17 protein-coding genes and 1 pseudogene are annotated in these 18,335 nt (G+C 72.2%); 10 read left to right on the top strand and 8 right to left on the bottom strand.

The features are described 5' to 3' along the window. The first annotated feature begins 6 nt into the window (after positions 1–6). The gene (gene sucD, locus K1J60_RS16660; protein WP_220646915.1) at positions 7–891 is read left to right on the top strand and encodes a succinate--CoA ligase subunit alpha; all 885 of its coding nucleotides are present in this window, start codon (positions 7–9) and stop codon (positions 889–891) included. A gap of 103 nt (positions 892–994) precedes the next feature. Here sucD and K1J60_RS16655 read toward each other — a convergent pair whose 3' ends face one another. Further along, a complete protein-coding gene (locus K1J60_RS16655; RefSeq protein ID WP_259407754.1) occupies positions 995–1,984 on the bottom strand; it encodes a SigE family RNA polymerase sigma factor in 990 nt (329 codons plus the stop codon). Positions 1,985–2,110: 126 nt separating this feature from the next. Between K1J60_RS16655 and K1J60_RS16650 the strand changes: the two genes are divergently transcribed. Further along, the gene (locus K1J60_RS16650) at positions 2,111–4,126 is read left to right on the top strand and encodes a cell division protein PerM (protein ID WP_220646913.1); all 2,016 of its coding nucleotides are present in this window, start codon (positions 2,111–2,113) and stop codon (positions 4,124–4,126) included. A gap of 102 nt (positions 4,127–4,228) precedes the next feature. Here K1J60_RS16650 and K1J60_RS16645 read toward each other — a convergent pair whose 3' ends face one another. Beyond that, the gene (locus K1J60_RS16645) at positions 4,229–5,023 is read right to left on the bottom strand and encodes a hypothetical protein (RefSeq protein ID WP_220646912.1); all 795 of its coding nucleotides are present in this window, start codon (positions 5,021–5,023) and stop codon (positions 4,229–4,231) included. Positions 5,024–5,422: 399 nt separating this feature from the next. Between K1J60_RS16645 and purN the strand changes: the two genes are divergently transcribed. Next, the gene (purN, locus tag K1J60_RS16640) at positions 5,423–6,052 is read left to right on the top strand and encodes a phosphoribosylglycinamide formyltransferase (RefSeq protein ID WP_033525337.1); all 630 of its coding nucleotides are present in this window, start codon (positions 5,423–5,425) and stop codon (positions 6,050–6,052) included. Continuing rightward, positions 6,049–7,611, top strand: coding sequence for a bifunctional phosphoribosylaminoimidazolecarboxamide formyltransferase/IMP cyclohydrolase (purH, locus tag K1J60_RS16635; protein WP_220646911.1), 1,563 nt, complete (start codon positions 6,049–6,051; stop codon positions 7,609–7,611). Before purN ends, purH begins: the two co-directional genes overlap by 4 nt. A gap of 236 nt (positions 7,612–7,847) precedes the next feature. Here purH and K1J60_RS16630 read toward each other — a convergent pair. Together K1J60_RS16630 and K1J60_RS16625 are read right to left on the bottom strand one after the other, a co-directional pair. Then, positions 7,848–8,213, bottom strand: a pseudogene (locus K1J60_RS16630) (serine/threonine protein kinase); the annotation flags it as partial. Further along, entirely contained in the window at positions 8,173–8,337 is a 165-nt protein-coding gene (locus tag K1J60_RS16625; protein WP_220646910.1) for a D-lyxose/D-mannose family sugar isomerase, read from the bottom strand. The gene K1J60_RS16625 and the pseudogene K1J60_RS16630, both read right to left, overlap by 41 nt. A gap of 255 nt (positions 8,338–8,592) precedes the next feature. Between K1J60_RS16625 and K1J60_RS16620 the strand changes: the two genes are divergently transcribed. After that, positions 8,593–8,952 carry a hypothetical protein gene (locus tag K1J60_RS16620; protein ID WP_220646909.1) on the top strand — a complete coding sequence of 120 codons (360 nt, stop codon included), beginning with the start codon at positions 8,593–8,595 and terminating at the stop codon, positions 8,950–8,952. A 58-nt stretch (positions 8,953–9,010) separates the two neighbouring features. On the opposite strand, the gene K1J60_RS16615 is transcribed toward K1J60_RS16620, so the two are convergent. Next, positions 9,011–9,589: a hypothetical protein gene (locus K1J60_RS16615; protein WP_220646908.1), complete on the bottom strand. Its 579-nt coding sequence runs from the start codon at positions 9,587–9,589 to the stop codon at positions 9,011–9,013. 283 nt (positions 9,590–9,872) lie between these two features. Here K1J60_RS16615 and K1J60_RS16610 point away from each other — a divergent pair, with 283 nt between their 5' ends. The 3 genes from K1J60_RS16610 to K1J60_RS16600 all read left to right on the top strand — a co-directional run bounded on the left by K1J60_RS16610 (position 9,873) and on the right by K1J60_RS16600 (position 12,548). Beyond that, on the top strand, positions 9,873–10,727 hold the full coding sequence (locus K1J60_RS16610; protein ID WP_220646907.1) for a bifunctional methylenetetrahydrofolate dehydrogenase/methenyltetrahydrofolate cyclohydrolase: 855 nt from the start codon (positions 9,873–9,875) through the stop codon (positions 10,725–10,727). A 169-nt stretch (positions 10,728–10,896) separates the two neighbouring features. Next, positions 10,897–11,622: a DUF3017 domain-containing protein gene (locus K1J60_RS47170; RefSeq protein ID WP_220646906.1), complete on the top strand. Its 726-nt coding sequence runs from the start codon at positions 10,897–10,899 to the stop codon at positions 11,620–11,622. A 422-nt stretch (positions 11,623–12,044) separates the two neighbouring features. Next, entirely contained in the window at positions 12,045–12,548 is a 504-nt protein-coding gene (locus K1J60_RS16600; RefSeq protein WP_220646905.1) for a helix-turn-helix domain-containing protein, read from the top strand. Between the two features lie 105 nt (positions 12,549–12,653). On the opposite strand, the gene K1J60_RS16595 is transcribed toward K1J60_RS16600, so the two are convergent. Further along, positions 12,654–13,187 carry a peptidoglycan-binding domain-containing protein gene (locus K1J60_RS16595; protein WP_220646904.1) on the bottom strand — a complete coding sequence of 178 codons (534 nt, stop codon included), beginning with the start codon at positions 13,185–13,187 and terminating at the stop codon, positions 12,654–12,656. A gap of 553 nt (positions 13,188–13,740) precedes the next feature. On the opposite strand from K1J60_RS16595, the gene K1J60_RS16590 reads away from it, so the two are divergent. After that, the gene (locus tag K1J60_RS16590; RefSeq protein ID WP_220646903.1) at positions 13,741–15,132 is read left to right on the top strand and encodes a helix-turn-helix domain-containing protein; all 1,392 of its coding nucleotides are present in this window, start codon (positions 13,741–13,743) and stop codon (positions 15,130–15,132) included. A gap of 489 nt (positions 15,133–15,621) precedes the next feature. Next, the gene (locus tag K1J60_RS16585; protein WP_220646902.1) at positions 15,622–16,611 is read left to right on the top strand and encodes a malate dehydrogenase; all 990 of its coding nucleotides are present in this window, start codon (positions 15,622–15,624) and stop codon (positions 16,609–16,611) included. A 461-nt stretch (positions 16,612–17,072) separates the two neighbouring features. Here K1J60_RS16585 and K1J60_RS16580 read toward each other — a convergent pair whose 3' ends face one another. Both K1J60_RS16580 and K1J60_RS16575 read right to left on the bottom strand, forming a co-directional pair. After that, positions 17,073–17,330 carry a hypothetical protein gene (locus K1J60_RS16580; RefSeq protein ID WP_259407753.1) on the bottom strand — a complete coding sequence of 86 codons (258 nt, stop codon included), beginning with the start codon at positions 17,328–17,330 and terminating at the stop codon, positions 17,073–17,075. Then, positions 17,327–18,274, bottom strand: a complete 948-nt coding sequence (locus K1J60_RS16575; RefSeq protein WP_220646901.1) for a helix-turn-helix domain-containing GNAT family N-acetyltransferase — start codon at positions 18,272–18,274, stop codon at positions 17,327–17,329. The genes K1J60_RS16580 and K1J60_RS16575 overlap by 4 nt, the downstream gene beginning before the upstream one ends. Positions 18,275–18,335 lie beyond the last annotated feature (61 nt).

The following is an 18,335-nucleotide window of genomic DNA, read 5'->3' as shown; positions in this document are numbered from 1 at the left end:
ACAGCCATGGCTATCTTCCTCAACAAGGACTCCAAGGTCATCGTCCAGGGCATGACCGGTGCCACGGGCATGAAGCACACCAGGCTCATGCTGGCCGACGGCACGAACATCGTCGGTGGCGTGAACCCCCGCAAGGCGGGCACGTCCGTCGACGTCGACGGCACCGAGATCCCGGTCTTCGGCACCGTCGCCGAGGCGATCGAGAAGACGGGCGCGAACGTGTCCGTCCTCTTCGTACCGCCGGCCTTCGCCAAGGCCGCCGTCGTCGAGGCCATCGACGCCGAGATCCCGCTCGCGGTCGTCATCACCGAGGGCATCGCGGTCCACGACTCGGCCGCGTTCTACGCGTACGCCGGGACCAAGGGCAACAAGACCCGGATCATCGGCCCGAACTGCCCGGGTCTGATCACTCCCGGTCAGTCGAACGCCGGCATCATCCCCGGTGACATCACCAAGCCGGGCCGCATCGGTCTGGTCTCGAAGTCCGGCACGCTGACGTACCAGATGATGTACGAGCTCCGTGACATCGGCTTCTCCTCGGCCGTCGGTATCGGTGGCGACCCGGTCATCGGTACGACGCACATCGACGCGCTCGCCGCGTTCGAGGCCGACCCCGACACCGACCTGATCGTGATGATCGGTGAGATCGGTGGCGACGCGGAGGAGCGTGCCGCCGACTTCATCAAGGCCAACGTGAAGAAGCCGGTCGTCGGTTACGTCGCCGGGTTCACCGCCCCCGAGGGCAAGACCATGGGTCACGCCGGCGCCATCGTGTCCGGGTCCTCCGGTACGGCCGCCGCCAAGAAGGAGGCCCTGGAGGCCGCCGGCGTCAAGGTCGGCAAGACGCCCACCGAGACGGCGAAGCTCGCGCGCGAGATCCTCAACGGCTGATCTTCAGCTCGGCTGAGCCTTTTGTGGGCCCGTATCCCCTGTTCAGGGGGTACGGGCCCACTGGCGTACCCGGGGCGGGCGACCGGTTCGGCGGCGTCGCCGCTCAGTGGGCTTCCGGGTGCAGGCGCTCCGGACCGGCGGTCGCTTCCGATCTGAGCTTGGCCCGGAGTTTCTGTTCGGTCTTGGACAGGGGGCCCGGGGCCGCTCTCGGGGGGATGCCCTGGACCGGGGTGCCCGGGGGGACCGGGGGCTCGTAGTGGTCGGGGGCGGTGTGGAGGGTGAGGGCCGTGGTGGTGAGGAGCAGGGTGGTGAAGGCGATCGCGGCGTGGATCCAGCGCCGGGCGCGCAGGTCGGCCCGAGTGCGGAGGGCGAGCGGCTTGGTCGGACCGGGGCGGACGTCGGACGGGAGCGCGGCGAGGAGGCGGTTGAGGTCGTCGGGGGCCACTGCCTGGGGGAGGCGTGCGGTGACGGTCGCGCGGGCGTAGAGGAGGCGGCCCGCGGCGGCGGGTGTGCTGGCCTCCGTCTCGGCGGCAGTGTCGGGCAGGTCGAGGCCCACGCCGTCGTAGAGGAGCAGGGTCCGGCGGTACGGGGGTGGCAGTTCCAGGAGTGCGGTCAGCAGGGCTCGGCCGGTGGGGTCGGCCGGCGGTGGTTCGCGGTGCTGGAAGGCGCGGGGGTCCAGACGGCGCCAGGGGGAGAGGGCGTAGTCGTGGGCCGCCGCCCGCACCCAGCCCGCCGGGTCGCGGTCGACCGCCACCTCCGGCCAGCGGTGCCAGGCGAGCTGGAAGGCGCGCTCCACGGCCTCACGCGCGAGCCGACGCTGCCCGGTGAGCAGATAGGTCTGCTGTACAAGGGTGGGGGCGCAGTACGCGTAGAGCGCGTCGAAGGCCTGGGCGGGTGTCAGGCGTGGTGGGGCCGGGGCTGAGGCCGGATCGTCGGTGTCGGGGCCCGAGTCGGGCTCCGTGCCCAGGGGCTGCTGGTACCACTCGGTCCCGCTCGGGACCGGCGGTTCGCCGGAAGCCGCGGCTCCACTCCTGGTTCCCTTTCCGGTTCCGGTTCCGGTTCCGGTTCCGGGCCCGGCCCCGGGCGCGGTCACTGGATCGCCTCCCGCCGTAGCGACCTCCGTTGGACCAACCTTCGCGCGAAAAAACACATAAGCACATATTGGGCGACACGTGCAGGAAACGTCTGTTACGCCGGTAAAGCGCGTGTCGTTGGGAGCATGGCCGACGTGACGCATGCGACCGACCCGAACGACCCGACGGCGGGGCCGGCCCACCCCACCGACCACGGCTGGACGGCATCCTCCACGGCACCCGGGGTGCCCATGCGGCAGGGCGCGGCGACGGCCTCCCTGTACTCGTCGTCGCCGCGGTCCCCCTTGTCGCCGTTGCTGCGGAGGGCGCGCCGCCGGTCGTCCAAGCTCGTCTCCGGGGTGCTGGGCGGAGCCCTCGCGGCGGGCCTCGGATGTGCGGTGTTCACCGCGCTCGTGACCGTGCTCTGGATCAGTTCGCCGTACCCGGACAGCGGGCCCGGCGGGGCACTGCATGTGGCGGCGGCCCTGTGGCTGCTCTCCCACGGCGTCGAACTCGTCCGCACCGACACCCTCTCCGGTGCGCCCGCCCCGGTCGGTCTCGTCCCGCTCCTCCTGCTCGCGCTGCCGGTGGTGCTGCTGCACCGTTCGGCCCGCGACCACGCGGGGGACGGCTCCGGGGTGAGCGCCCGTGCGACCTGGGCCGGACTCGTCATCGGATACGCGACCGTCGGCGCGGTGGTCACGCTGTACGCCTCCGGGGGAGTGCTGCGCCCGTCGTGGCTGTGGGCCGCGCTCTGCGTACCACTGCTCGCGGCGCTCGCGGCGGGCACGGGGGTGTGGGCGGCGCGCGGGCGCTCCCGGCTGCCCCTACCCGCGCTCCTCGGGGGTGCCCGGCGGACGCAAGGACGGCGGCAGCTGACGGCCGCCGCCGGACGAGCTGCCGTGGCAGGTGTACTCGTGCTGACCGGTGGGGGCGCCCTGCTGGTGGCGGTGTCCCTGGTCTGGCACGGAGCGGCGACCCGAGAGTCCTTCCTGCAGCTCACCGAAGGGCTGTCCGGGCGGTTCGCCGTCCTGCTGCTCTGTGTCGCCCTTGTCCCGAACGCGGCGCTCTGGGGGGCGGCTTACGCGCTCGGCCCCGGCTTCGTGCTGAGCGCCGGGCACACCGTCGCGCCACTGAGCGCGGCGGCTCCCGTCGGGTTCCTGCCGTCCTTCCCGTTGCTCGCCGCTGTTCCCGCGGGTGGGGGTGCGCCGGCGTACTGGGTGGTGGGGCTGGTGCCCCTCGCCGCGGGAGTGACGGTCGGGTGGTTCATCGCGGCGCGGGCCGCCGCCGACCGCTCGGCGCCGTGGACCGCGCGGCGTACGGCCGCCGCGGCTCTCTTCGCCGCGCTTCTGTCCGCCGCCGTCTTCGCCGTCCTCACCCACCTCGCCGGCGGCTCCCTCGGCGTCGCCGCGCTCACCGAATTCGGCCCCGTGGGGTGGCGGGCGGGCGGCGCGGCGGGCGCCTGGGTGGGCGCGGTGGGGATCCCGGTCGCGCTGGCGGCACGCTGGGTACGGGTACGCATGCGGGACCGGAAGACCCCGGCTGCCGAACCGACGACCGGCCGGCGAACGGCGGCGGGAGTGCCGGGGGCCAGGGGGGCCGCTCGGACGACTGCGGCGGGGGTGCCGGGGATCGAGACCGGGCGGGTGAGGACGGTGGGGGTGCCTGCGCCTGAACGGCCCTCCACCGCTGCCACGTCCACCGCTGCCACGTCCACCGCCGCCCTGAACGCTTCCGCCGGTGCCGGTGCCGGTGCCGACTCCGGTGCCGGTGCCGACTCCGGTCCCGATGCCGATCGCGACTCCGGTTCCGACGCCGCCACGCCGTACGACGCCCTCGACCCGTACGCCCACAAATCAGCCGCCTCTGCGGTCCCGCCCGTCTGGGACCCGGCTTCCCGCGAAGCCCGTTGGGCGGCACTGCGCGAGGTGTTGACGGCCCGAGCCGAAGGTGCTCGCCCCACGGCCCGCTTCAGCCCACCACCAAGCCCCGGCCCTGATGTAAGCCCCGGCCGTGAACCCGGGACCGGCTCGTCATCCGAGGCGGTGGCGGGCGGAAGCGCGGCGAACGGTTCCGATGACGGTTCCGCTTTCGCTGCCTCGCCCGAGGGCCCGCCGGGGCTCGACTCCGGTGCCGAGAACCGTCCCGGGGAAGTGCTCTGACAAAGGGGAGGCGCCGCCTGTGATCAGGCGGCGCCTTCGGGGCGTTGGCCGCTGCGCCCGGCGGTCTGTCTGACGGGCGTCGAGCCGGTGCCGGACCAGCGGCTACTGCGCGCCCAGCACGTCCCGCAGCGGGCCCTCCGGGAGGAGGTCCTTGCAGGACTTGGCGGAGACCGTGGTGAGGGAGTCGTCGACGCAGGTGTAGTAGTCGCGGTAGACGAACTGCGCCGTGAAGGTGATGGCGACGATCGCGAGCGCGATCGTGGAGGTCACCAGGCCGCTGATGGCCGCCGTCCGCTGCGGGCGACCGCTCGGCTCGGGCGCCGCCGGCCGGGACGGGTCCGGTGTGGCCGGCTTGGCACGGAGCGCGCTGACGGCCCAGTACACGGCCAGCGAACCGAGCAGCAGGGCCACGTACGGCCAGGCGAAGAGCGCGAAGAAGAACGCCCACATGCCGCAGAGCAGCGAATACCGCGCGTGGCGCTGGGCGGGGTCCGTCGGGTCCCAGCGCAGACCGCTGCCCGGCCCGCCCTCGGGGCCCTGGCCGGAACCGCCGGGTCCACCCGGTCCGCCCTGGCCACCGGGACGCTCACCGAAGTGTCCGCCGGACGAGCGGCCGGGCTGCCGGTTGCTCCACTGACTGCCCCACGGCGAGTGACCACCACCGCGCCCCGCTCCGTCACTGGAACCCCGGCCGTCGGGTCGGCGCGGCTGCCACGGCCGGTCGGGCGCGTCCTCGGGCGGCGGCGCGAACGGATTGTCGTCCGAAGAGCCTGAGCCCTGGCCCCGCCCGGACTGCCCGGGCTGCTCGGGGGTGTCCTCGCTCTCGCGCGGAGGCGTGGGCGAGGAACTCCGCTCGCGCAGCAGGAGCGAAGAAAGGCGGAGGCTGCGGTCCGGCATCAGGAGTGCGTCTTCCCCTTGGTGAGTACGGCGATGAGTCATCGATGAAGTCGGGCGGTAGAGCCTGATCTCGGCGGTGAAATCTACTGGTAGGGCATGAGCTGTCACTCCGTGAACGCCCCGCACACCGACCGCGTTCCCGAGCCCACTCCTGGCAGACGCTACCTCCCGGCCACGCCCCCGTCCCACGGGGGCCGCCCGATGTGCCGGTATCGTTGCTGACGGTCGGCCGCTTCGTAGACTTCCCCGTATTGGGGGACGCGAAGCATTCGTATGAATGCACAAGCGCGCAGGTGCACCGCATGCACCGGCGCCGTCGGCGGACCCGAACGTCCCCGTAGAACCCGTAGAACCCGTAGAACCCGTAGAACCCGTAGAACCCGTAGAAAGGGCCCCACCGTGGCCGCCAAGCCCGTGGCCAAGCGCCTCGTCGTGCTGGTCTCCGGATCCGGCACCAACCTCCAGGCGCTGCTGGACGCCATCGCGACGACCGGCGTCGAGGCCTACGGCGCCGAGATCGTGGCCGTCGGAGCCGACCGCGGCGGAATCGAGGGACTCGCCCGCGCCGAGCGCGCCGGGCTGCCGACCTTCGTCTGCCGGGTCAAGGACCACGCGACGCGTGACGAGTGGGACGCGGCGCTCGCCGAGGCCGTCGCCGCGTACGAGCCCGATCTCGTCGTCTCCGCCGGGTTCATGAAGATCGTGGGGAAGGAGTTCCTGGCGCGGTTCGGCGGTCGGTTCGTCAACACGCACCCGGCTCTCCTTCCCAGTTTCCCGGGGGCTCACGGAGTGCGGGACGCGCTCGCCTACGGCGCCCGGGTCACCGGCTGCACCGTCCACTTCGTCGACGACGGCGTCGACACCGGACCGATCATCGCGCAGGGCGTGGTGGAGGTCCGGGACGAGGACGACGAGAGTGCTCTGCACGAGCGCATCAAGGAAGTCGAGCGAAGGCTGCTCGTCGATGTCGTGGGGCGGCTCGCCCGCAACGGCTATCGCATTGAGGGACGAAAGGTAGTTATTCAGTGACCGCCGACATCAACAAGCGGCCCCTTCGCCGGGCGCTCGTCAGCGTCTACGACAAGACCGGGCTCGAGGAGCTCGCGCGCGGGCTGCACGAGGCCGGTGTCGAGCTCGTCTCCACCGGCTCCACGGCCGCGAAGATCGCCGCAGCCGGCGTCCCCGTCACCAAGGTCGAGGAGCTCACCGGCTTCCCCGAGTGCCTGGACGGCCGGGTCAAGACCCTGCACCCCAAGGTCCACGCGGGCATCCTCGCCGACCTCCGGCTGGAGGACCACCAGCGCCAGCTCGCCGAGCTGGGGGTCGAGCCCTTCGACCTCGTCGTCGTGAACCTCTACCCGTTCCGGGAGACCGTCGCCTCCGGCGCCACCCCCGACGAGTGCGTCGAGCAGATCGACATCGGCGGCCCCTCGATGGTCCGCGCCGCCGCCAAGAACCACCCCTCCGTCGCGGTCGTCACCAGCCCCGCCCGCTACGCGGACGTCCTCGTGGCGGTCAAGGACGGCGGGTTCGACCTCACCACCCGCAAGCGGCTCGCGGCCGAGGCCTTCCAGCACACGGCCGCGTACGACGTGGCCGTGGCCTCCTGGTTCGCGTCGTCCTACGCGCCCGCCGACGACTCGCAGTTCCCCGACTTCCTCGGGGCCACCTGGGAGCGCGCGCACACCCTGCGCTACGGCGAGAACCCGCACCAGCCCGCCGCGCTGTACGTCTCCGGGACCGGCGGTCTCGCCGAGGCCGAGCAGCTGCACGGCAAGGAGATGTCGTACAACAACTACACCGACACGGACGCCGCGCGCCGTGCCGCGTACGACCACGACGAGCCGGCCGTCGCGATCATCAAGCACGCCAACCCGTGCGGTATCGCGGTCGGTGCCGATGTCGCCGAGGCCCACCGCAAGGCGCACGCCTGTGACCCGCTGTCCGCGTTCGGCGGTGTGATCGCCGTCAACCGGCCGGTCAGCAAGGAGATGGCGGAGCAGGTCGCGGAGATCTTCACCGAGGTCATCGTCGCGCCCGACTACGAGGAGGGGGCCCTGGAGGCCCTCGCCAAGAAGAAGAACATCCGGGTGCTCAAGGCGCCGGGCGCGCCCGCCGCGCCGGTGGAGCTCAAGCCCGTCGACGGCGGTGCGCTGCTCCAGGTGACCGACCGTCTCCAGGCCGACGGGGACGACCCGGCGAACTGGACCCTCGCCACCGGTGACGCCCTCTCCGCCGACGAGCTGGCCGAGCTGGCGTTCGCCTGGAAGGCCTGCCGCGCGGTGAAGTCCAACGCCATCCTGCTCGCCAAGGACGGCGCGTCGGTGGGCGTCGGCATGGGACAGGTCAACCGCGTGGACTCCTGCAAGCTGGCGGTGGAGCGGGCCGGTGCCGAGCGCGCGCGGGGCTCGTACGTCGCCTCCGACGCCTTCTTCCCCTTCCCGGACAACATCGACGTCCTGGCTGCGGCAGGCGTCAAGGCCATCGTCCAGCCCGGCGGTTCGGTGCGTGACGAGCTGGTCGTCGAGGCCGCGCAGAAGGCCGGCATCACGATGTACTTCACGGGGACGCGGCACTTCTTCCACTGAGCGGCCTGGCGGAGCCGCTCAACCGAGCCGCTCCACCGAGCCGCTCGGTTGAGCCACTCGGTTGAGCCGCTCGTCGAGAGTGCGGGGCGCGGGGCCCGTCGGACATACCGACGGGCCCCGCGTCGTACGCGTCAGCAGTGGGCCGCTCGCTATGTCGTGCCGCGCAGCGCCCCCCAGGTGGCGGCCGCCGTCTCGACCCGGCGGAGCAGGGACGACGCGGTGTGCGGGGCACGCTGTCCCCGTGCCCGTGCGGCCAGTTGGTCGATGAACTGGTCGAGGGAGCCCTCGGCGCGTTCCAGTACGAGGACGGAGGCGCCGTCGAGCAGCGGGTCCGACGGGTCGTCCACGGTGAGCGTCTCGTACATGCGGATGAGGCGCGGACGGCGCAGCCGGAGCAGCAACTCCTTCTCGTGCTCGGCGAGTTCCTGGAGGCGACGCAGTTGGCGCGGAGTACGGGTGCTGGTGGGGTGGAACTTCAGGGCGGCCTCGGCGGGCAGTCCCTCGACCGGTTCCGTGCGCCTCGCGGCGTACACCGTGCCGAAGGCCCCGGAGCCAAGCGGCTCACGGATCTCCCGGGCGCCGACGCGATACCCCTTCGGCACCGGTACGGAGGTGCGGGGTGCCCGGCCGTTCCGTACGGCCGAAGGGCAGGGACTCGCCGGGCGCGAGTCGGATCTGTTCGCCCGGACGCACTCCGTCCGCGGTCACGACGATGGTGCTGTGCATGACTGGTTCCTCCCCCGAGGCAGGCATGGACGCGTCAGGGTACGGGCCGGGGAGGGAAGCATCACAGGTCCGGCGTCTACGACGTTTCCGAAGGAGAACGAGTCATAGAGGGTCATGGCTGTTCAAAGAAGTCAGCCCTCTCGTTGCACCTGCGGCAGCGCCACGCGGAATGGCCGATACCCCGGTGCAGAGGCGGGCGTTCCGCTGCGAGGGTCGAGGGGCCGGCCCAATCGCTCGGGACTCAGGGGGTCAGTCATGCGGAACAGGTCGAGTCGGCTACGCCGGGTCGTCTCCCTCGGGGCGGTGCTCGCGATGGCGCTCGGTACGGGGGTCGGCGGCGCGGCGGCCGCCGAGGACGAGGCCGTGGTGCTCTGCCCGACCGGGTACGTGTGTCTCCAGCCGCTGCTGGGCACCCAGCCGGTCCTGGTGAAGGAGGGCGAGCGGGCCACGTTCAACCCGGCTCTGCGAGTCACCGAGGTAACCAACATGACCCGGGTCACCTACTGCGTGACCGGTGGTCTCAGCTATGGACTCCCGCCGGGCGGGACGCAGACCTGGGACAGCTCCGTGAACACCGTGGGGCCCCGGCCGGGGCCCGGCGCCTGTCTGGCGTGAACGCGCCGAAGGGCCGTGCCCCTCCTGCGGGGTACGGCCCTTCGCTGTGCTCGGCGGCTCAGTAGCGCGGGCGGTTGAACCACGCCTTGCCTGCCGCGTTGCCGACGAAGACGGCTATCAGGATGCCCAGCACCAGGTGGACCAGACCGATCAGGAAGAACGGGAAGATGCCCAGGACGGCCGTGATGATGCCGAAGACCAGCGCGGCGACGCGTACGCCGCTGCCGCCGGACTTGAACTTCACGGCCAGCATGATCGCGTAGACGAGCCAGGCCACCGCGAAGACGGCGATCGCCACCATCTGGCCGGTGGGGATGTTCCCCAGCGCCTCCGCGAGAGCCGGGTCCTCGGTGCTGTCGCTGGCCGCCGCCACACCGATCGCGCCGATGCCGTACAGCAGCACGCCGACGACCTGGAGGCCGACGATGACCCAGAGCATGATGCGGGCCGCGTTCACCGTGCTGGGCATGGTCTCGGGCGCGCCCGGGTAGCCGCCGTAGCCCTGGGAGACCGGCGGGGCGGCCGGGTAGCCGTACCCCGGCTGCTGGGGCTGGTTCTGCTGCGGGTAGCCGTAACCCTGGGCGGGCGGCTGCTGCTGGGGCTGGCCGTACGGGTTGTTCGGGTCGCCGAAGCTCATGTCGGGGTTTCCTCCGTTGCCTGGTGCGGGGACGCGCGGCACGGTTCGGAGGAATGCCCTGCGCTGTGAAGTGGTCACGCCCCCCGGCAGTGCCCGCGGCACTGTGTCCCAATCGTTTTATATGCCCGCCCGGATGTCCAGGGAGAATCACCGGGTGTTGTGCAAGTGCAACACGTCCGATCTTGTCCGACACGGACGACGATCCGCCTCGCCGCGGGTCGGAAGGCGTCCGCCTGGTGACCGGATTGGAACCCGGCGCCGGTCATCCGCGAAGATTGGGGCCATGAGCGCCCAGATTCTCGATGGCAAGGCCACCGCAGCCGCGATCAAGTCCGATCTGACCACCCGCGTGGCGGTGCTGAAGGAGAAGGGCGTCACGCCCGGACTCGGCACGATCCTGGTCGGGGACGACCCCGGCAGCCAGAAGTACGTGGCGGGCAAGCACCGCGACTGTGCGCAGGTCGGCATCGCCTCCATCCAGCGTGAACTGCCCGCGACCGCCACGCAGGAGGAGATCGAGGCGGCGGTGCGGGAACTCAACGAGGACCCCGCGTGCACCGGATACATCGTGCAGCTGCCGCTTCCCAAGGGCATCGACGAGAACCGCATCCTCGAACTGATGGACCCCGACAAGGACGCTGACGGCCTGCACCCGATGAACCTCGGGCGCCTCGTCCTGAACGAGCCCGCGCCGCTGCCCTGCACCCCGAACGGTGTCCTCACCCTGCTCCGTCAGTACGGCGTCGAGATCAAGGGCGCCGAGGTCGTGGTCGTCGGGCGCGGTGTCACCATCGGCCGCCCGATGCCGCTGCTCCTGACCCGGCGCAGCGAGAACGCGACGGTGACGCAGTGCCACACCGGCACGCGTGACCTGGCCGCGCACCTCAAGCGCGCCGACATCATCGTCGCGGCGGCCGGCTCGGCCCACCTCGTCCGGCCCGAGGACGTGAAGCCGGGCGCCGCCGTCCTCGACGTCGGTGTCTCCCGCTCCGCCGAGGGCAAGATCGTCGGGGACGTCCACCCCGGCGTCGCCGAGGTCGCCGGCTGGATCTCCCCCAACCCCGGGGGTGTCGGGCCCATGACCCGCGCCCAGTTGCTCGTCAATGTGGTCGAGGCGGCGGAGCGCAGTGTCGGCTGACGGCAGGGCCGAGGGGACATCGGAACCGCCGGGGCCGCCGAGGGCCCCCGACCGGGCCGAACGGCTCGGGGCGTCGGCCGGTGGCGGGCCCGGGAAGACACCGCGCGAAGCCGCCGCGCCGGAGCGGCCGGGCACGAACGACGGGGCGGCGACGTCGGAGAGGGCACAGATGTCGAGGACGACTGGGACCGCTGGGACCGCTGAAACCGCCGGGTCGGCTGCGGCGGAGGGGGCGGCCGAGGCCACCGAGGCTGACGGCGTTGTGGAGTCGGACGGGTCGGCTGAGGCGAACAAGCCGGCCGAGGCTGCCGGCGCCCCGGAAGCGGCCGACGCGGCCAAGGCGACCGACGCGGACAAGCCGGCCGACGCGGACAAGCCGGCCGACGCGGACAAGCCGGCCGAGGCTGACGGTGCCGGCGAGCCGGGCGGAGCCGCTGACGAGATCGAGGTGCGGGATCACATCAGCGTGCCCGATGCCGACGGGAAGCCCGTGCGCGGTACCCGGCGGTTCCCGATGTTCACCAAGGACACCGCCCGGCCCGAGGGCGGTGGCCGCGCCGCGCCGCGTGAGGCGCCCGCCCCCGTCCGGCAGTGGCCGATCCTCGCCGTGCTGAGCACCGTGGGCCTCGGGCTGCTGCTCACCGCGCTGGACGCGTTCCGGGTCGGCACCATCCTGATCGGCGTCGCGCTGCTCGCCGGCGCCGCGCTGCGCTGGGCCGTCCGGGACGTCGGCATGCTCGCCGTCCGCTCCCGTTTCACCGACATGGCCACGTACATCGTGCTCGGCACCACCATCGTGCTGCTCGCGCTGATGGCCCAGCCCAGGCCGTTGCTGGAGATCCCGTTCCTCAAGGACACGCTGCACTTCACGGTGGGCGACGAGGAGGCGGGCTGAGGCCGTCCCGCCTCGCCCCCCGCCACCGACAGAGTGCGACGGCGGTCCGTCCCCTCCCCCGAGTAAGGACGGACCGCCGTCGCGTTCCACGTTCCTGCACGGCGAACGCCCTGTTCAACACCTGTCAGGCCGCTGTGGCACGGAAGTGACCATTCCGCCAAGGTGTCCGCATCGGGCCACGGCGACGGCACCCGGACGTCATCCCGGCATGACATCACCGGCGCGCGGGGCCGATGTCACGCGCCCCTCGTCATGCTCTTCGCTTCGCCTCACCAGGCCACCCACGTCACTCCACACCACTCCGGGACACCCCGGCGCACTGTTCGAACGCCACAGCTCCGACGCCCGTACTGGTGGGAACCGGTGCACCCGCGACCGTCGTCACCTGCTCAGACCCGCCCTTGAGCCGAGGAGGCAGCCCGATGAGCGCCTGGCAGCCGCTGCCGGACGAACTCCCCCCGGAGGTACAGCATTTCGTCGAGCAGCTACGCCTGCTGAAGGACCGCACGGGACTGAGCCTCGTCGCGCTCGGCGCGCGCACCGCGTACAGCAAGTCCTCCTGGCAGCGGTACCTCAACGGCACGCAGCCCCCGCCCCGGCAGGCGGTCGTGGCCCTGTGCCGGGTCGCCGGGGAGGACGCCGAACGGTTCGGGGCGCTCCGGGAACTGGCCCTGCGGGCCTGGCCGCGCCCGGCCCCCCAGACGGTCCCGCCGTCCCAGCCGTCCGACCCCGGAGCGGCGGGGGAGCGGGCGGAGAACGCCGCGGAGGTGTACGAGGACGACCCCACGCTCCCCTGGTGGGACACCCCCGCCGACGAGCCGGCCCCTCGTCCGCCCGGACGCGTCGCCCTGTACGCCGCCCTCGCCGTCCTGATCACCCTGATCCTCGTCGCCGCCGCGCTGATGGGGGCCGTCACCCTGTCGTGACGGCCCCCATCGGCCCCCATCGGCGGTCATCGGCGGTCATCGGCGGTCGGGGCGCCCGCGCGAGCCGCCGGGACGCGCCGTCACCGGCCGTTGCCGACCGGCCCCTCAGCCACGCCAGTCGTACGCGGCGACCCTCCACTTCGAGCCGATCCTGACGTAGTAGTCCCCGTCGAGGCGCTTGAAGTTCACCTCGTGCGACAGGCCCGCGTACGTCACCTTGCCGTCGTCGTACGGCCCGTCGAGGAAGCCGTCGGCCTGACCGAAGGTCTCCTTGCCCACGATCCCGTCGACGTCCTCCAGGTCTTCCTGTGCCTGCCAGTACTTGGTCGCCGAGCGGGTCTTCCAGCCGAAGATCCCGTCGATGTCCCACTGGGTGAAGGTGTGCAGATTGCCGCTGGAGTCCTTCCACTTGGCGCCGTCGGCGTACAGGACGCTCTGCCACAGCCGCGTCGCGTTGCTCTTGGAGTGCGAGTTGACGGACAGCGTGCCCTCGTCGCCCCAGTCGTTGTACGCGGCACCGGAGCCGTCGACGACGTGCGGCTCGGCAGCCGTGGCGAGCGGAGCGGCGGTGCCGAGCGCGAGCCCGGCAGAGGCCGTCACGGCGACGGCCGCGAGCAGCAGCCTGGCCTTGAGTTGCATGTGATCCCCCTGATCCCCGTTGACCTGTTGAGCGTTGACGCGTCAACGCACTGACGCACTGACGCGTTGACCTGCCGGCCTGCCGGCCTGCCGACCTGCCGGCCCGACGGCCCGACGGCCCGACGGCCGGTTCGGCCGGTCGACGTTCACTGACGCACACGCTCCCCGTCGGTGTGTACGAGGCGCACGAGCCCCTGTTCGACTCGGGTGACTGTGCCTGTGTGGTCGTTGTGTCGATGTGTTGACAAGTTCGAGGATGTGCGGCCGACCCGCTCGACACCAGGGCTAACGTGGGCATTTGGGATGGTCCGGGACGTCCCGTGTCTGGACCTGCGATTCCGCCCGGAAATCCGGGATGCCGGTGGGACACTGGACCACAGACCGGTTGGGGGGCGTGCGACGGCGCACGCGCAGGTCCGAAATGCTCCTGCGCGCCCCTTTTCGCGGAACTGGCATCCCTGCCGGGCGCATCCCAGTGGGTAGGCCAGAACGGGGCTTCGGAGAGGGCCCCGGGTCGTACGGAGAGACGTACGGGGGGGAAGAGGGGGAAGTAATGCCTCGTTGGAGGGCCTTGCCGGATGAACTCGATCCACAGGTCAGGGAGTTCGCGGGCCAGCTCCGCCGGCTCGTCGACCGCAGTGGGCTGAGCATCGCAGCGGTGGCCGACCGCACGGGCTACAGCAAGACGTCCTGGGAGCGGTATCTCAACGGCAGACTGCTCGCGCCGAAAGGCGCGATCGTCGCGTTGGCCGAGGTGACCGGTACCGATCCCGTCCATCTGGCCACCATGTGGGAGCTGGCCGAGCGTGCCTGGAGCCGTTCGGAGATGCGCCACGACATGACCATGGAAGCGATCCGTATCTCGCAGGCCCGCGCGGCTCTCGGCGAGACGGGGGGCCAGTCCACCGTCAAGGGCGGAGGGGGGAACGGCCGAGCGGGCCGCAGCGCCACCGCGATTCCGGGCGTGGCGGGTCCGGCCGGCGTCTCGCCGACCGTCCCGCCGCAGCCGCGCTCCCCGAGCGACCGCGTTCCGCGCTCGCCGTACGGGGGTTCGAACGCGCCGTCCACCTCGTCGCCGTCCGCTCCCTCCTCCCCCTCCGTGTCCTCCTCCGCGTCGCCGTACGGCGGAATCGGCGGGGCCGGGGCGGTCGCCGGGGGCGCGTCGCGCATCAGCTGGGGAGCCACGCCGTCGTCGTCCCCGCCCTCCCCGTCGGCCTCCTCGTCCTCGGCGTCCTCGCCGTCGGGCCTGGTCGGAGGGCGAGGGTCGTCGGTCTCGTCCGGGGCTGCCTCAGGGTCCGCCTCGGCGTCGTCGGCGTCGTCGGCGTCGTCCCGGATCCCGGCCGGCGCCTCGGGTTCCGGTGGTGCCCAGGCCGCCGGTGCCGCCGCAGGTCCCGCCGGTGTCTTCGGGCCGCCTCCGAGCGGCGGCGGCCGTCCCGACGGCGGCGACTCCCAGCCGAGGCGGCGCGTGACGATGTTCCTCGCCGGAGCCGTCGGCGCGCTCGTCGTGATCGCGGCGGCGTTCCTCCTCACCAACGGTGACGGCAAGGACCAGGCGGGGGACAAGCCGCCGACCTCACCGTCGACCTCGATCGGCGCGAACCCCGACCTGCCGGCCGGCGTGAAGTGCAGCGGCAAGGCCTGCGACGGCAAGGACCCCGAGACCATGGGGTGCATCGGCAACCTCGTCCGGACCACCGACGAGGTCACGATCGGCGCGACCCGGGTCGAGGTCCGCTACAGCAAGGCCTGCCAGGCCGCCTGGGCGCGCATCACCGGCGCCACCCAGGGCGACGAGGTCCAGGTCGCGGTCGGAAAGGCCAAGCAGACCGCCGCCATCGAGGCCGCCGGGGACAACATCGCCTACACGCAGATGGTCGCCGTCAAGGACGCGGGCGAGGCCACGGCGTGCGCGACGCTGGCGTCGGGGCAGAAGGGCTGCACGTGACAGCGGTCGGCTAGGCCCGGGAGGGCCGCGTGGGACCCGGCAGGACGCGCGGCCCGGGGCGGAGATCGCGCGACCGGCCCCACCCTCCGGCGATCAGCCCCACCACCCCCCCGGACAGGTCACGTTCAGTCATGACCCCTACCGGAAAAGTAATCACGGCGTAAGTGGAATGCCCGCCGAACTCCGGGGCAGGCGGAGAGTACCCCCACGGGAGTCCGGCCCCTCCGGGAGACATGCACCGCCTCCCGGCCCGGCACCCCACAGGCGGCCGCCTCGGTCCCACCCCCCCCCGGACCGGGCGGCCGCCTCTTTCGTGTGGTCCTCCCCGCAGCGCGACTTGTGGGCTGGGCCACATGAACCCCGGCCGTCCGGGATCCCGGATGCGCGGTAGCCTGACCACCGATCTCTCTTGACGCCAAGAGATCGATCATTTGTACGTCCCACCAGGGGCAGGGACGCCCCACCGCCAGCTGTCATACGGAGAACGCCATGACCCGCACTCCCGTGAACGTCACCGTCACCGGCGCGGCCGGCCAGATCGGTTACGCCCTGCTCTTCCGCATCGCCTCCGGCCAGCTGCTCGGCGCGGACGTGCCCGTCAAGCTCCGCCTCCTGGAGATCACACCGGCGCTCAAGGCCGCCGAGGGCACCGCCATGGAACTCGACGACTGCGCCTTCCCGCTCCTTCAGGGCATCGACATCACGGACGACCCGAACGTGGCCTTCGACGGCGCCAACGTCGGTCTGCTCGTCGGCGCCCGCCCCCGCACCAAGGGCATGGAGCGCGGCGACCTGCTGGAGGCCAACGGCGGCATCTTCAAGCCGCAGGGCAAGGCCATCAACGACCACGCGGCTGACGACATCAAGGTCCTCGTCGTCGGCAACCCGGCCAACACCAACGCCCTCATCGCCCAGGCCGCCGCGCCTGACGTCCCGGCCGAGCGCTTCACCGCGATGACCCGCCTGGACCACAACCGCGCGCTGACCCAGCTGTCGAAGAAGACGGGCGTCCCGGTCTCCGAGATCAAGAAGCTCACGATCTGGGGCAACCACTCCGCGACCCAGTACCCGGACATCTTCCACGCCACGGTCGCCGGCAAGAACGCCGCCGAGGTCGTGGGCGACGAGAAGTGGCTCGCCGACGACTTCATCCCGACCGTCGCCAAGCGCGGCGCCGCCATCATCGAGGCCCGTGGCGCCTCGTCGGCCGCGTCCGCCGCCAACGCCGCCATCGACCACATCTACACCTGGGTCAACGGCACCGCCGAGGGCGACTGGGCCTCCATGGGCATCCCGTCCGACGGTTCCTACGGTGTGGCCGAGGGCCTCATCTCCTCCTTCCCGGTCACCGTGAAGGACGGCAAGTACGAGATCGTCCAGGGCCTGGAGATCAACGACTTCTCCCGCGCCCGTATCGACGCCTCGGTCCAGGAGCTGGCGGAGGAGCGCGAGGCGGTCCGCGCGCTCGGCCTCCTCTGAGCAGCCCTCCCGGGGGCGACGTCCCCTTAGCCTTCCCCAGCAGGCCCCGTCCCGGTTTCGACCAGGACGGGGCCTGTCGGCATGCTCGCCCCTCCACACTCCCGCCTTCCCTCTCGGCGGCGGGCCCCAGGACGACGGGGCCACTGCCCCGGCCACCCCGAAGCAGTCGGACACCGCGAAGGCAGCGGCCGGCAAGCCCCCGGTCGTGACGTACGAGTCTCCGGACGGCCGCCGGGTCCGCCAGCTCTTCCAGATCAGCGAGTCGCTCCCGTCCTCACCCCCGTTGGCGCCCTCGTCCGTGCCGCCGTCCCCTCGTCACCGGAGCGTACGTAGCCGGGGGCGCCGTCCGCGCCGTCGGACGACCCGGCGGGCTTCACCGTCCTCGTGCCCTCCGGCTGGGACCGGACCGCGCCGTCCGGACGGCGCGCCCACCCGGCGTCCTTGGTGCGGGTCCCTGCGCGTCATCCCGTCCCCCTTGCCGGCCTCGGCGTTCTCATGACGTGCGTAGGCAGAGGACTCGGGGTCGACTCGGGGGCGCTGAGGCGGACGCCGTGGATCTGGTCGGCGGCCGTGCGGAAGCGGTGGTCGATGACCTGGCGGGCGCCCAGATCGCCGTCGCCGTCGAAGCGGCGGACGACCTCGAAGGGGCGCCCTGCGAGGCCAGGGCGTGCGGAGCGGGGGCGGTAGCGGGGGCGGTAGCGGTAGCGCGGGCGCGTCACGGTCGGCGGGCCGGCGGGAGCCTCTTCTCGAAGAAGTGAGCCCCGTACACGTCGTCGTTGTACCGGGGGATCTCCGTGTAACCGCACGCCCGGTACATCGCCTGCGCCTCCGTCAACGCGGCATGCGTATCGAGCCGTACGACGCCGAGACCGCGCTCGGCGGCCTCCCGCTCCAACTCGCCGAGCAGCCGTCGGGCGAGCCCGAGTCGTCGCGCGTCGGGATGCACCCACACGTGCTTGATCTCCCCGACCCGCGCCCCGGCGTCGAGCGTGCGCAGCGCCCCGCACCCCACGGCCAACTCCTCCTCGTAGGCGACGAGGAAGGCCCCCGAGTCCCCCGAGACCTCATGGGACGGCACGAGGGTGGCCGGGTCGTACCCCTCGGGGAACCGCTGGTCGATGTCGGCGGCGTAGGCGTCCAGGCAGGCGCGGGCGACGGCCGAGCCGCCGTCCACGGCCTCGACCCGGATCGCGGCGAGCCGCAGCAGCCGCCGCGCGGCACCCAGCGCATCGGTCAACTCGCCCCGCTGCGCCGGAGTCAGCCCGCGCAGCAGCCCCTCGGCCAGGGCGTCGGCCCGCCGGTTCTGCTCGGCGACCTCGGACCGCCCCGCCGGTGTCAGCGCGGCGACCCGCACCCGGCTGTCCTCGCCGTCCACCCCGACCCGGACCAGCCCCTGACCCTCCAACGCCTTGACCATCCGGCTCAGATACCCGGCGTCCAGCCCGAGTCGGGTCCGCAGCTCCCGCAGCGCGGTGCCCTCGCGGCCCCGGTTGGACTCGCCGATCTCGAAGAGCAGCCGGGCCTCGCCGAGCGGCCGGTCCTGCCCGAGGTAGTGATCGTCCAGCGCCCCGATACGGCGCGTGAAGTACCGGTTGAACCGCCGCAGGCTCCGTACGTCCCGCGCGGCCACCGGTGCGGACTGTCCCTCGTGCCGGGTCTCCATATTTCTTTGACTTTAGTCAAGGGAATGCGGGATGTCGACGCCGTCGGTGCGCTTCGGTCCC

The sequence above is a fragment of the Streptomyces akebiae genome (genome assembly GCF_019599145.1).
Taxonomy (GTDB): Bacteria; Actinomycetota; Actinomycetes; order Streptomycetales; family Streptomycetaceae; genus Streptomyces; species Streptomyces akebiae.
This window is presented reverse-complemented; position numbering and strand designations above follow the sequence as displayed.

Bases quoted from the DNA above. Each gene is read 5' to 3' on its own strand.
- K1J60_RS16620 (WP_220646909.1), top strand. From the start codon at position 8,593: ATGCGGAACAGGTCGAGTCGGCTACGCCGGGTCGTCTCCCTCGGGGCG.
- K1J60_RS16645 (WP_220646912.1), bottom strand. From the start codon at position 5,023: ATGCCGGACCGCAGCCTCCGCCTTTCTTCGCTCCTGCTGCGCGAGCGG.
- K1J60_RS47170 (WP_220646906.1), top strand. From the start codon at position 10,897: ATGTCGAGGACGACTGGGACCGCTGGGACCGCTGAAACCGCCGGGTCG.
- K1J60_RS16650 (WP_220646913.1), top strand. From the start codon at position 2,111: ATGGCCGACGTGACGCATGCGACCGACCCGAACGACCCGACGGCGGGG.
- K1J60_RS16595 (WP_220646904.1), bottom strand. From the start codon at position 13,187: ATGCAACTCAAGGCCAGGCTGCTGCTCGCGGCCGTCGCCGTGACGGCC.
- K1J60_RS16600 (WP_220646905.1), top strand. From the start codon at position 12,045: ATGAGCGCCTGGCAGCCGCTGCCGGACGAACTCCCCCCGGAGGTACAG.
- K1J60_RS16625 (WP_220646910.1), bottom strand. From the start codon at position 8,337: ATGCACAGCACCATCGTCGTGACCGCGGACGGAGTGCGTCCGGGCGAA.
- sucD (WP_220646915.1), top strand. From the start codon at position 7: ATGGCTATCTTCCTCAACAAGGACTCCAAGGTCATCGTCCAGGGCATG.
- K1J60_RS16610 (WP_220646907.1), top strand. From the start codon at position 9,873: ATGAGCGCCCAGATTCTCGATGGCAAGGCCACCGCAGCCGCGATCAAG.
- K1J60_RS16615 (WP_220646908.1), bottom strand. From the start codon at position 9,589: ATGAGCTTCGGCGACCCGAACAACCCGTACGGCCAGCCCCAGCAGCAG.
- K1J60_RS16590 (WP_220646903.1), top strand. From the start codon at position 13,741: ATGCCTCGTTGGAGGGCCTTGCCGGATGAACTCGATCCACAGGTCAGG.
- K1J60_RS16575 (WP_220646901.1), bottom strand. From the start codon at position 18,274: ATGGAGACCCGGCACGAGGGACAGTCCGCACCGGTGGCCGCGCGGGAC.
- K1J60_RS16585 (WP_220646902.1), top strand. From the start codon at position 15,622: ATGACCCGCACTCCCGTGAACGTCACCGTCACCGGCGCGGCCGGCCAG.